Origin of the sequence: Phenylobacterium sp. (assembly GCF_044371015.1) — a bacterium.
Taxonomy (GTDB): Bacteria; Pseudomonadota; Alphaproteobacteria; order Caulobacterales; family Caulobacteraceae; genus Phenylobacterium.
Map to the genome: position 1 here is coordinate 1 of NZ_JBILUK010000095.1, position 11,397 is coordinate 11,397.

Sequence of the window (11,397 nt, forward strand, 5' to 3'; positions counted from 1 at the left end):
GCTTGGTTTGAGGGCCATGAGGGGGGCGAGCCCTGGGTCGAACTGACGTCTGACCTGCTGCGCGACTTCGCTGAATAGGCTGGGCCAGTGACCTGTGGAACGACCGGTAGCCCATCCACGCATTTTTATGAGCTTTACCTGACCTGCAAGTGGACCCTCCCAACTTCCAAGATGGGTCGCTTCTCTCCGTTGGGTTCGGGCCGGAAACTCGCCGTTCCGGGAATGCCAATCCCGAGTTTCGGTGACGGCGCATTCAACTCGTCGTCCATCAGCCGCGCCATGTTAGTTCTATTTTTGTTCTTCGCGAGTCTCCAAGCCCGTGCTACGGTCGAGGCTCATCCCCACCCTGCCCGCGCGGACCCTGCCTTCACGCCTGAAATTGCGCACCACCACCCTGACGCCAAATGATTTCATTGAGAAAACCCCCGAGGAACCCGCGATTTGAGTCCAGGCTTCGCGCAATCGCTGAGACGCCTCGCCAAATGTCGCAGCGCCGAAACACCCCGCTCTGATTTCCTTGAATAAAACCCCGAGAAAAGTCGTTCTTGAGTCCAGCATTCGAGACATTTGGGCCGCCCCCCCTGAAACTCGGCCCCTTCCGCCCCAAATGAAGAACAGCCCGACGCGCGCCCGGATTAGGAGCCCCCCTTGATCGACCTCATCATCGACCAGCAGCGCAAGGACCTCGGCGGGTTCGAGGTCGGGCGCGTGCTGCCGCAGGTGCGGCGGCGAATGGTGGGGCCCTTCGTGTTTTTCGACCACATGGGGCCGTCGCGCTTCGAGCCCGGCTTTCCGCGCAGCGTCGATGTGCGGCCCCATCCCCACATCGGGCTCTCGACGCTGACCTATCTGTTCGAGGGCGAAATCACCCATCGCGACAGCGTGGGCGCGCACCAGGCGATCCATCCGGGCGAGGTCAATTGGATGACCGCCGGCAAGGGCGTCACCCACTCTGAGCGGTTCGAGACGCTGCGCGCAGAGGGCGGGCGGCTGCACGGGATCCAGGCCTGGATCGCGCTCCCCACCGAGCTGGAGGAAATCGACCCCAGCTTCGACAACCACAAGCCCGTCGACCTGCCCACCTATGAAAGCCCCGACGGTCTCTGGGCGCGGTTGATCGCGGGTGAGGGCTGGGGCGCGAAGTCCAGGGTGAAGGTCCGCTCGCCGCTGTTCTACTGCCACTGGCGGATGCGCGCCGGAGCTAAGGGCGAGCTTCCGGCCGAGTATCCCGAACGCGCCGCCTATGTGGTCGAGGGCGAGGTCGATGCGGCCGGCCAGCGGCTGACCGCCGGGCAGATGGCGGTGTTCAAGCCGGGCCAGCCGGTGCTGTTCACCGCCGTCAGCGAAGCGACCGTCATGCTGTTGGGCGGCGAGCCGGTCGGCGAGCGCTTCATCGAGTGGAACTTCGTCTCGTCATCGAAAGCGCGTATCGAGCAGGCCAAGGCCGACTGGCGCGCCGGCCGCATGAAACTCCCCGACGCCGACGACCAGGACTTCATCCCACTGCCGTGAATCCCCCCTGATTTGAGAGGTCTCCATGTTCCAGCCTTCCCGCTTCGCGCTTCCCGCCGCCGCGCTCGCCCTGTTGGTCGCCGCCGCGCCCCTCCAGGCCCAGACCCCGGTCACCACCGCCCCGGCCGGGACCTATGCGCTCGACGTCACCCACTCCTCGGTGACCTTCCAGGTCAACCACCTGGGGCTCTCGGCCTATGTGGCCAACTTCGGCAAGCTCTCGGGCGAGCTTAGCTTCGATCCGGCCAATCCTTCGGCCATGCGGGTGACCGCCGGGATCGACCCCACCTCGTTGCTGCTGCCGGCGCCGCCGGCCGGGTTCCTGCAGAAGCTGCTCGGCAAGGACTGGCTCGACGTCGGCGCCAACCCGATGATCACCTTCCGCTCCACCGGCGTGACAGTGACCGGGCCCAAGACCGCCGATGTGGCCGGCGACCTGACCATCAAGGGCGTCACCAAGCCGGTGGTGCTGAAGGCCACCTTCAACGGCGGCTGGGCGGCCAGCCCCATGGGCGGCCCCAAGGTCGGCTTCTCCGCCGTGACCACGTTCAAGCGCTCCGACTTCGGGGTCACCGCTTCCTTGCCGCCGCGCGGGACCAGCTTCGGCGTCGGCGACGAGGTCAAGGTGCAGATCGAGACCGAGTGGTCCGCCGCCGCGCCGAAGGGGTAGATGAGCAATTGCGGGCGCCATCCCGGTTTCGCCCACGCGGAGTGGGCGAAGACCGGGACCTCCTGCACCTGATCGCGCCGGTTTTGCGGGGCAGTGCGAACTTCCAGCAATCCGGCGCTGGAGGTCCCGGTCTTTCGCTGACGCGAAAACCGGGATGACACCACGTTTGAAAGCTTCGAGGCCTTCAGTTCGACAGCGCTTTCCGCGCCTGCTCCCAGTACTGGAAGCCGGTGATCAGCGTCACCAGGGCAGCCAGCCACAGCATGGCGTGGGCGGCGGTCTCGAAGCCGTAGCGGAACGGTGTGCCGTCGGGCAGGGCGAAGGCGCCCCAGGCGGCGGCGATCAGCTCCATGCCCAGCGCGGTCAGTTGCAGCGTGGTCTTCCACTTGGCGAGCAGGGTGACCGGCAGGGATACGCCCTTGCCGGCGGTGACCTCGCGCAGCGCGCTGACGGTGAACTCGCGGAACAGGATCAGGCCGGCCGGCAGAACGACCATCGGCTGCGGACCCAGGCTCATCAGGCCGAGGATCGCGCCGCAGACCAGCACCTTGTCGCCGATGGGATCGAGGATCGCGCCCCAGACGGTCTCGGCGTTCAGCTTTCTCGCCAGCCAGCCGTCGAGGAAGTCGGTCAGGGCCGCGACCACGAAGGCGTAGACGGCCCAGCGCTGCAGGGCGAACTGGGCCTCGGGCTCCAGGCGGTCGGAGTAGTAGGGGACCGCGCCGGCCGCCGCCGCGAAGGCCACGAACATGAACAGCGCCATGACCAGCCGCGAGGCGGTCAGGATATTGGGCAGAGCCTTCAGCATGTTCAGAACCCCGCCGTGTTTGTCGGAAGGCCGAGATAGAGCCGCCCCGCCGTCTCAAGGATTTTGGGCGAGACCATGAAGTGCTGGCCCGCCACGTGGATATCGCGAAACTGCCGCTGCAGCGGCGAGGTGGAATAAATGCTGGTCCCGCCGGCCAGCGCATACATCGCGTCCACCACCGCGATGGATTCGGCCACCGCATGGTTCACCGAGAGCCGCATGTCCCGCGCGTGCGCCGCCGTGGGCTCGCCGCCGCCTGCGACCACGGCCCAGGCCTCGTCCAGCGCGCCGTAGAAGAAGGCGCGGGCGGCGCGCAGTCGGGCCTCGGCGCGCGCCACCTCGATCTGGGTGTGCGGCCGCTCGGCCAGCGGCGCCGACGATCCGCCGCGCCGCTTTTCCCCGGTCACGCGGAAGGCCTCGTCGAGCGCCGCACGGGCGATGCCCAGCGCCACCGCCCCGATACCCTGGGCCAGCGGGCTGAACGGAGGAAAGCGATAGAGCGGCCGGTCCGGCGGGGCCTTGCGCAGCACCCCCGCAGCATGGCGCTCCTCGACAAAGACGTCCTTGACCTCAAAGGCGGTGCTGCCGGTGCCGGAGAGCCCCGCCACCCGCCAGGTATCCAGTAAGCGCACCTGATCGGCGCGGAAGAACAGCATGTGGTTGCGCGGAGTCCCTGCCGAATTCAGCAGCGGCTGGCCGTCCTCGATCAACACGCAGCCGCCGCCGATCCAGTCGGCGTTGGGCGACCCTGAGCCCCAGTCCCAACGGCCCGACACGCGGAACCCGCCTGGAACCCGTTCGGCCCGGCCGTTGGCGGCGAAGACCCCGGTGGCCAGGCTGTCGGGCCGGGCCATGATCTCGCGGGTGGCTTCGTCAATCAGCCGCCCGAACGCCAAGGTGGTGGTGCAGGCGATAAAGCTGACCCAGCCGCAGGCCGCGTCGCCCTGCGCCAGCGCTTCGTAGACCTCGGCCGCCGCGCGCGGGCTCAGCTCCGGGCCGCCGCAGGCCTCGCTCACGAACATCCGATAGAAGCCTGCCTCGCCCATTGCGCGGGAGAGGTCTGCGGGGATGCGCGCCGCCGCCTCAATCTCGCCGGCGCGCGGCGCGAGGCTCTCCGCCATCCGGCGGGCGCGGGTTAGAAGATCGGCGTCGGTCATCTGCGGCAGGTGTCCCTTCTCCCAGCCTTAGCCGAGTTCTGGACCGGAGGGGAGCGTACGCCGAAAATCCGGGCGCCTGTCCGAATGGAGTTCGCCTCTCGGGGGCAAGACGTGGCGCTCTTGGCCGTTCGGATGTAGCGTTCTGTCGGTTCCGCATCGGTCGATGGGGCGGGCAGGGCATGCAAGCTGGGGACGACAGTCTTCTCGACGCCATCTACGGCGCAGCCGTGGACCCGGACCTGTGGCCGGACGTTCTGGCGCGCTTGTCTGATCACCTCGGCGGTTCCGGGGCGTGGCTCTCGCGACTTAGCGTGGCGGACGGCTCGGGGACCGGTGTGCTTTCGCGGATCGATCCGGAGATGGCCAAGCTCTACGAGGACTACTACGGGGGCATTAATCCGTTCTCCAACGCCACCGATCCTGAGGCCTACATGGCCGACTGGCGGCCAAGCATCCTGACTGACGCCGAATGCATGCCCCGCGCTCAGATTGCGCGGACCGAATATTTCAACGATTTCATGCGGCCGCAGGACATCCAATCCTTCATGATATTGCGGCTCGAGGCTCATGGCCTTGAGGTGAGCACGATCACGGTCAATCGGGCGAAGTCGACGGATACGTTTGGACGCGCCGATGTGGGTCGCGCCCGGGGCGTTCATGGCCATCTTCGCCGGGCGTTCCGTATGACCCGGACCCTGGCCAACAGCGGTCTCCTTGATGATGACATCGAAGGTGTCGCGGGTGGCGGGTCGGTGTTTCTGCTGGACCAGGATGGGCGGCTGCGACGAATGACGTCCGCCGCTGAGCGGCTTCTGGCGCGCCGCGGTGAGTTGTCGGTGGCGGCTGGACGGCTCATCGCGCCGAACGACCCCGGCGGGCGGCTGGCGGGGTTGATCGCCACCGCTGCATCTCCCGACACCCGCCTGAGAGCTGGTGGAACCCTCGTGCTCAACGCCACCGAGGCGCGGCCGCCTCTGACCGTGCATGTGGCGCCGGCGCGCTCCGACCGGCTGGCTGTGTTCCGCCAGCGGCCCGCCGTGCTGGTCACGGTCAGCGAGTCTGGACTGGACACCGAGCCACGCCTGACGGCCCGCGAGCGGGGTGTGCTGACCTGGGTGGCCGAGGGCAAGTCGGACTGGGAGATCGGGATGATTCTGGGCCTCTCGGAGACCACGGTCCGCTTCCATGTCGACAACGCCCGGCGCAAGCTCGGCGCCGCCAACCGCACCCATGCCGTCGCGCGGTTCCTGCGCGGGTGAGTGAATCGGAAGGTTCAACCCAGCGATCGGCGGCTTTGGCGCGGGTCGCGGCCCTGGTCGATCCGAAGACTCTGGTCTCGCTGGGCGATCTCTACCGGCATGGGCGCGCGGTTGAACAAGACGACGTCCGGGCGCGCGCAAGCTCAGTCCCAGCACGCCGGCCCCTCACTCAACACCTGAAGCCCCAGTAGAACTTCTGGTTTCCCCCGGCAGAAAGTCGACCCGGCCTACCCTACCGGCACCAGAATCTCGCCGCCGCCGTCGCGGAATTTCTGGGCCATCTCGGCCATCCCGGTTTCGACATCGTTCTGCATGCGGGACGCGTCGCGGATGTCCTGGCTGATCTTCATCGAACAGAACTTGGGACCGCACATGGAGCAGAAGTGGGCGGTCTTGAAGGCCTCCTTCGGCAGACTCTCGTCGTGGTACTCGCGGGCGGTCTCCGGGTCGATGCCGAGGTTGAACTGGTCTTCCCAGCGGAACTCGAAGCGGGCGCGGCTGATCGCGTCGTCCCAGGCCCTGGCGGTCGGATGGCCCTTGGCCAGGTCGGCGGCGTGGGCGGCCAGCTTGTAGGTCATGACGCCGACCTTGACGTCCTCGCGGTTGGGCAGACCCAGGTGCTCCTTCGGGGTCACGTAGCAAAGCATGGCGGTGCCGAACCAGCCGATCATGGCCGCGCCGATGGCGCTGGTGATGTGGTCGTAGCCGGGCGCGACGTCGGTGGTCAGCGGGCCAAGCGTGTAGAACGGCGCCTCGCCGCAGACCGCGAGCTGCTTGTCCATGTTGGCCTTGATCTTGTGCATCGGCACGTGACCGGGGCCTTCGATCATCACCTGGACGTTATGCTTCCAGGCGATCTGGGTGAGTTCGCCCAGGGTCTCCAGTTCGCCGAACTGGGCCGCGTCGTTGGCGTCGGCGATACAGCCGGGGCGCAGGCCATCCCCCAGTGAGAAGGAGACATCGTACGCCTTCATGATCTCGCAGATCTCTTCGAAGTGCGTGTAGAGGAAGTTCTCCTTGTGGTGGCTGAGGCACCACTTGGCCATGATCGAGCCACCGCGCGAGACGATCCCGGTTACCCGCTTAGCGGTCAGCGGCACATAGGCCAGGCGCACGCCGGCGTGGATGGTGAAGTAGTCCACGCCCTGCTCAGCCTGCTCGATCAGGGTGTCGCGGAACACTTCCCAGTTCAGGTCCTCGGCGACGCCGTTCACCTTCTCCAGCGCCTGGTAGATCGGCACGGTGCCGATCGGCACAGGGCTGTTGCGCACGATCCAGTCGCGGATGTTGTGGATGTTGCGCCCGGTGGAGAGGTCCATGACCGTGTCGGCGCCACAGCGGATCGACCAGACCATCTTGTCGACCTCGTCGGCCACATGGCTGAGCACCGCGGAGTTGCCGATGTTGGCGTTGATCTTCACCAGGAAGTTGCGGCCGATGATCATCGGCTCGAGCTCGGTGTGGTTGATGTTGGCGGGGATGATGGCGCGGCCGCGCGCGATCTCGTCGCGGACGAACTCGGGCGTACAGAAGTCGGGGATGGAAGCGCCGAAGTCTTCACCGTCGCGGATGAAGGCGTCACCTTGCTGGCGACGCAGGTTCTCGCGGATCGCGACGTACTCCATTTCGGGGGTGATGATCCCCCGGCGGGCGTACTCCAGCTGGGTGACGTTGGCGCCGGCCTTGGCGCGGTAGACGCGCCGCGGCGCGCTGAACTGAGGGGCCAGGTGAACGCCCTTGGCGAAACCGTTGTCCTCGGGCTTCACTTCGCGCGGGTTGGTCACGATCTCCACGTCGCCGCGGGAGACCACCCAGGGCTCGCGGGTCTTGGAGAGGCCGCGCTCGATATCGATGTCCGGGGCGGCGTCGGTATAGGGCCCCGACGGGTCATAGAGCGTGAGCGGCGGCTCGTTGGCCGAGGGGTGGACGGCCACTTCGCGGAACGGCACGCGGATGTCGGGCCAGATCACGCCGGGCTGGTAGACCTTCTTCGACCCCGGGCGTTCGCCGGTGGGGATGCTTCCGGGTTTCAGCGTACCGATCGGCTTGTTCATCGTGGGCTCCGCCGGCGTTCGGTCGTTGGCCGAACGCCAATCTTTGTAGAATTGAGCACTCTCCTTCGAGAATGCTCGGGGACGGACCACGGGCGGGGGATCGGGTGGAAAACGCCCTTCCCTTCGCCGGCATGACCCGGATCAGGTTCGACGGGTCGCGGGCTCACCCGCCTCTCAGCCGCCTATGCGCGACACCCCGAGGATGAAGCGGAGAGTAGGCGCTTTGGCGACGTTGCGGAAGGGGTCCGGCGCCGGTTGACAGCGGCGGGCAGGGGCGGGAACGAGGGCGCATGAAAGCCCACGCCCTGATCCTCGCCGCCGCCCTCGCGCTCGCCGGGTGCGCCACGCCCGCCCCGCCGGCGCCGATCGTCTACACCGGCACGCCGCAGGAGCAGTGGGTGCAGGGCCAACGCGCCTATGAAACCTGGAACCGGGCCCGCGCCGGCTGGACCGTCACCGCGACGGGCCTACAGGCCAAGCGCATCTCCAAGGTGCGGGCCGGCGGCCCCCGACCCTCGCCCACCGACGTGGTCACCATCCACTATGTGGGCCGTTTCATCGACGGGCGCGTGTTTGACAGCTCCCGCGCCCGGGGCCAGCCCGCGACTTTCCCACTGCCGCAGCTGATCAAGGGCTGGCAGGAAGGCGTGCCGATGATGCGGGTGGGCGAAACCTGGAGCTTCGTGATCCCGGCCGAGATCGCCTACGGCAACCGCAACCGCTCCGGAATCCCGTCCGGCAGCACCCTGGTGTTCGAGATCGAACTCATCGGCATCGGCGGGGATGACTGAGCATGGCGATGAAGATCGAGCCCTTCCACGCGATCTCGGTCAGCGGGCTAGCGCACAGGCTCAAGGCCGAGGGCCGCTCGGTCATCCACATGGAATTTGGTCAGCCATCGACCGGCGCGCCGGCCGCGGCCCTGGCCGCCGCCCATCGCGTTCTGGACACCGAGCCGATGGGCTACTGGTCCAGCGAGCCCCTTAAGGCCCGCATCTGCCGCCATTACGCCGAAACCCAGGGTGTGACCGTCGATCCGCGCCAGATCACGCTCACCAGCGGCGCCTCGCCGGCACTGGTGCTGGCGCTCTCGGCCACTTTCGAGCCCGGCGACGTGATCGCCATGGCCCGGCCCGGCTATGTCGCCTATCGCAACTGCGCCAAGGCGCTGAACCTCGTCCCACTGGAGATCGCCTGCGGCCCCGAGACACGGTTTCAGCTCACCGCCGCCATGCTCCAGGCGCTGGATCCGGCGCCGGCCGGCGTAATCATCGCCAGCCCCGCCAACCCCACCGGCACGATCATCCCGGACGCCGAACTGGCCGCGATCGCCGCGGTCTGCGCCGCGCGCGGCATCCGCATCATCTCCGACGAGATCTACCATGGCCTAAGCTACAGCGCGCCCGCCCGCTCCATGCTGGCCCATGCGCCGGGCGCCATCGTCGTCAACAGTTTCTCGAAGTACTTCAGCATGGCGGGGTGGCGGCTCGGCTGGCTGATTGTTCCGCCGGACGAGGCATCCCGCGCCGTCGCCTACATGGGCGCGCTCTATCTCACCGCGCCCTCGCTGGCGCAGCACGCGGCGCTGGCCGCCTTCGACTGCACCGAAGAGCTCGACGGCCATCTCGACACCTACCGGGCCAATCGCGCGATCCTGCTCGACGCTCTGCCCAAGCTTGGCCTCGACCGCATCGCCCCGCCTGACGGCGCCTTCTACATCTGGGCTGACGTCAGCGCCTTCACTGATGACAGCCTGGCGTTCTGCAAGGAAATCCTCGCCGACACTGGCGTGGCGCTGGCCCCGGGCGTCGACTTCGATCCGGTCGACGGGAACCGCTACATCCGGCTGAGCTTCGCCGTCTCGACCCCGCAGGTGGAAGAGGCGCTGGCCCGGCTCACACCGTGGTTCCAGGCGCGGCGGGCTTGAAGCTGTATCTCGCCTCCTGGCGCACTGGCGACAGCTTCGGCGAACTGGTGCGGATGGCGGGGCCCGGAGGGCGGGTCGGCGTCATCGCCAACGCCCTCGACTTCATCCCGGCCGACGAGCGCGAGGCCTATCGGCGCAAGGTGCATGATCCCATCGCCGAGTTTCGGAGCTTTGGCCTCGACGCTTACGATCTCGACCTGTGCGCCTATTTCGGGCGACCGGAGCGCCTGCTTGCGGAGTTGGAGCGGACGCAACTGGTCTGGGCCACCGGCGGCAACGCGTTCCTGCTGCGCCGCGCCATGCGCCGCAGCGGCTTCGACGCCCTGGCGCCGGGACTCATCTGGGCCGGGCGGCTCGCTTATGGCGGCTGGAGCGCCGGCGCCTGCGTGGCCGGGCCTGACCTGCGCGGCCTGGAGCTGATGGACGATCCGCACGTGTTGGCGGAGGGCTATGATCCGCAGCCCGTATGGGAGGGCCTCGGTCTGGTCGAGGCCGCCATCGTGCCCCACTACCGCTCCGATCACCCCGAGGCCGCGGCGGCCGAGGCCACGGCTGAGTGGATGCGCGTCCGGAACTTGCCTCACCGGACTCTGCGCGATGGCGACGTGCTGATCCAGAACGGCGAGGATCTTGAGCTCCACGCGGGGCGGATATGACCCAATAAGGAATAGTTGACCGCCTATTTTGGGATCAATAAAGAACAATAGCCTACCGAGAGGCTAGATGTCCGAGTATCCTTACACCGTCGAACAGGCCGCCGACCGGCTGAGGCTGCATCCCAAGACCGTGCTCCGCTTCATACGCGAGGGACGGCTTCAGGCGGTGAAGGTCGGCCGCGCCTATCGCATTCCGGCGGGCGCTCTGGACCCCTTTGCGGGCGTGGCGCCTGCGACCGTCAATCCGGCCCGCGTCACCGGTATCGTGGATATTGAAGCGGTCGATGACGAAGGAGTCCGGCGGCTCTCCGCCCTGGTTGGCGCCGCGCATCTGGGCGGCGGCCATGGCGAATCGCTCAGGGTCGATCTGGCGCATGATCCCGTGCGGCGATCGCTCAAGGTCGTGACGATCGGCTCCCCGGGCGACGTGGCCGCCCTCCTGAAGCTGATCGATATCTGGTTGGAGCGCCGAACATGAGCGCGATCTGGAAGTCTCCCGAAGCCGCCGCCACTGTTCGCGCCCGTTATGCGGCGTTCCTCAACCTGTGGCCGGCGCCGTCGGAACAGCGGCGCGTGTCCACCTCCCAGGGCGACACCTTCGTCATCAGTTCCGGCCCCAAGAATGCGCCCCCTGTTGTCCTCCTGCACGGCTCCGCCTCCAACTCGGCGAGCTGGCTCGGCGACGCCGCCGCGCTGTCGGCGCGTTTCCGGGTGCATGCGGTAGACGTAATTGGCGAGCCGGGGTTCAGCGCTGAGAGTCGCCCGCCGCTGGCCTCGGGCGCTTACGCCCCCTGGATCGGCGAGGTGCTGGACGCGCTCGGCGTTCCGCGCGCGGCCTTGGTCGGTCTCTCGCTAGGCGGCTGGCTGGCCGCCGACTTCGCCACGCGCCATCCGGAGCGGGTGATCGGCCTGGTCTTACTTTGCCCGGGCGGCATCGGGCGGCATCGCAACATCCTCATTTGGGCTGCGCCGCTGCTGTTGATGGGCTCTTGGGGCCAGCGCCGCATGATGCAGAAGATCCTGGGGCCAGGTCTCGCCCGCGCCGAGAAGACGCCGGAGGGTCAGGCCTTCGGCGCCTTCAACGCCCAGATTTTCGCCGGCTTTCGCCCGCGCATGGAGGCCCTGCCGCCGATCACATCCGACGCGCTCGCGCGCCTCGTAATGCCAGTGATGACCATCCTGGGCGCCCAGGACGCGATGATCGATTCCGCCGATACGCGGCGGGCGCTCACTGCGGCCGCGCCACACACCCGGGTCCTCTGGCTGCCCGACGACGGGCACATGCTGGTTGGTCACGGCGCCGCCATTGCCGACTTCCTGGCCGAGACTGCGGCATGAGTGGCCGGGCCATAGC

At 67.6% G+C, this 11,397-nt stretch carries 11 protein-coding genes and 1 riboswitch; of the genes, 8 read left to right on the plus strand and 3 right to left on the minus strand.

Translation table 11 applies throughout. The features are described from left to right. Window positions 1-648: 648 nt before the first annotated feature. Together ACIQ3R_RS09710 and ACIQ3R_RS09715 are read left to right on the plus strand one after the other, a co-directional pair. Window positions 649-1,512, plus strand: a complete 864-nt coding sequence (locus ACIQ3R_RS09710; protein ID WP_397417828.1) for a pirin family protein — start codon at window positions 649-651, stop codon at window positions 1,510-1,512. Window positions 1,513-1,537: 25 nt separating this feature from the next. Further along, the gene (locus tag ACIQ3R_RS09715; protein ID WP_397417830.1) at window positions 1,538-2,182 is read left to right on the plus strand and encodes a YceI family protein; all 645 of its coding nucleotides are present in this window, start codon (window positions 1,538-1,540) and stop codon (window positions 2,180-2,182) included. 184 nt (window positions 2,183-2,366) lie between these two features. Here ACIQ3R_RS09715 and pgsA read toward each other — a convergent pair whose 3' ends face one another. Then, window positions 2,367-2,987 (minus strand): CDP-diacylglycerol--glycerol-3-phosphate 3-phosphatidyltransferase, encoded by a 621-nt coding sequence (gene pgsA / locus ACIQ3R_RS09720; protein ID WP_397417851.1) that lies wholly within the window; start codon window positions 2,985-2,987, stop codon window positions 2,367-2,369. Between the two features lie 5 nt (window positions 2,988-2,992). After that, window positions 2,993-4,147 carry an acyl-CoA dehydrogenase family protein gene (locus tag ACIQ3R_RS09725; RefSeq protein ID WP_397417833.1) on the minus strand — a complete coding sequence of 385 codons (1,155 nt, stop codon included), beginning with the start codon at window positions 4,145-4,147 and terminating at the stop codon, window positions 2,993-2,995. 179 nt (window positions 4,148-4,326) lie between these two features. Between ACIQ3R_RS09725 and ACIQ3R_RS09730 the strand changes: the two genes are divergently transcribed. Continuing rightward, on the plus strand, window positions 4,327-5,406 hold the full coding sequence (locus tag ACIQ3R_RS09730; protein WP_397417835.1) for a LuxR C-terminal-related transcriptional regulator: 1,080 nt from the start codon (window positions 4,327-4,329) through the stop codon (window positions 5,404-5,406). A gap of 227 nt (window positions 5,407-5,633) precedes the next feature. On the opposite strand, the gene thiC is transcribed toward ACIQ3R_RS09730, so the two are convergent. Continuing rightward, window positions 5,634-7,460, minus strand: a complete 1,827-nt coding sequence (thiC, locus tag ACIQ3R_RS09735; protein WP_397417837.1) for a phosphomethylpyrimidine synthase ThiC — start codon at window positions 7,458-7,460, stop codon at window positions 5,634-5,636. 101 nt (window positions 7,461-7,561) lie between these two features. Continuing rightward, window positions 7,562-7,669, minus strand: a riboswitch (TPP riboswitch). A gap of 81 nt (window positions 7,670-7,750) precedes the next feature. Between thiC and ACIQ3R_RS09740 the strand changes: the two genes are divergently transcribed. The 5 genes from ACIQ3R_RS09740 to ACIQ3R_RS09760 all read left to right on the plus strand — a co-directional run bounded on the left by ACIQ3R_RS09740 (window position 7,751) and on the right by ACIQ3R_RS09760 (window position 11,381). After that, window positions 7,751-8,251, plus strand: a complete 501-nt coding sequence (locus tag ACIQ3R_RS09740; RefSeq protein WP_397417839.1) for an FKBP-type peptidyl-prolyl cis-trans isomerase — start codon at window positions 7,751-7,753, stop codon at window positions 8,249-8,251. Between the two features lie 2 nt (window positions 8,252-8,253). Beyond that, window positions 8,254-9,387, plus strand: a complete 1,134-nt coding sequence (locus ACIQ3R_RS09745) for a pyridoxal phosphate-dependent aminotransferase (protein WP_397417842.1) — start codon at window positions 8,254-8,256, stop codon at window positions 9,385-9,387. Further along, on the plus strand, window positions 9,384-10,043 hold the full coding sequence (locus tag ACIQ3R_RS09750; protein WP_397417844.1) for a Type 1 glutamine amidotransferase-like domain-containing protein: 660 nt from the start codon (window positions 9,384-9,386) through the stop codon (window positions 10,041-10,043). Before ACIQ3R_RS09745 ends, ACIQ3R_RS09750 begins: the two co-directional genes overlap by 4 nt. Window positions 10,044-10,110: 67 nt before the next feature. Next, complete coding sequence (locus tag ACIQ3R_RS09755; protein ID WP_397417846.1) at window positions 10,111-10,521, plus strand: helix-turn-helix domain-containing protein; 411 nt, start codon at window positions 10,111-10,113, stop codon at window positions 10,519-10,521. Then, window positions 10,518-11,381: an alpha/beta fold hydrolase gene (locus ACIQ3R_RS09760; RefSeq protein ID WP_397417849.1), complete on the plus strand. Its 864-nt coding sequence runs from the start codon at window positions 10,518-10,520 to the stop codon at window positions 11,379-11,381. Before ACIQ3R_RS09755 ends, ACIQ3R_RS09760 begins: the two co-directional genes overlap by 4 nt. Window positions 11,382-11,397 lie beyond the last annotated feature (16 nt).

Bases quoted from the DNA above. Each gene is read 5' to 3' on its own strand.
- ACIQ3R_RS09715 (WP_397417830.1), top strand. From the start codon at position 1,538: ATGTTCCAGCCTTCCCGCTTCGCGCTTCCCGCCGCCGCGCTCGCCCTG.
- ACIQ3R_RS09760 (WP_397417849.1), top strand. From the start codon at position 10,518: ATGAGCGCGATCTGGAAGTCTCCCGAAGCCGCCGCCACTGTTCGCGCC.
- ACIQ3R_RS09755 (WP_397417846.1), top strand. From the start codon at position 10,111: ATGTCCGAGTATCCTTACACCGTCGAACAGGCCGCCGACCGGCTGAGG.
- ACIQ3R_RS09740 (WP_397417839.1), top strand. From the start codon at position 7,751: ATGAAAGCCCACGCCCTGATCCTCGCCGCCGCCCTCGCGCTCGCCGGG.
- ACIQ3R_RS09730 (WP_397417835.1), top strand. From the start codon at position 4,327: ATGCAAGCTGGGGACGACAGTCTTCTCGACGCCATCTACGGCGCAGCC.
- ACIQ3R_RS09745 (WP_397417842.1), top strand. From the start codon at position 8,254: ATGGCGATGAAGATCGAGCCCTTCCACGCGATCTCGGTCAGCGGGCTA.
- ACIQ3R_RS09725 (WP_397417833.1), bottom strand. From the start codon at position 4,147: ATGACCGACGCCGATCTTCTAACCCGCGCCCGCCGGATGGCGGAGAGC.
- thiC (WP_397417837.1), bottom strand. From the start codon at position 7,460: ATGAACAAGCCGATCGGTACGCTGAAACCCGGAAGCATCCCCACCGGC.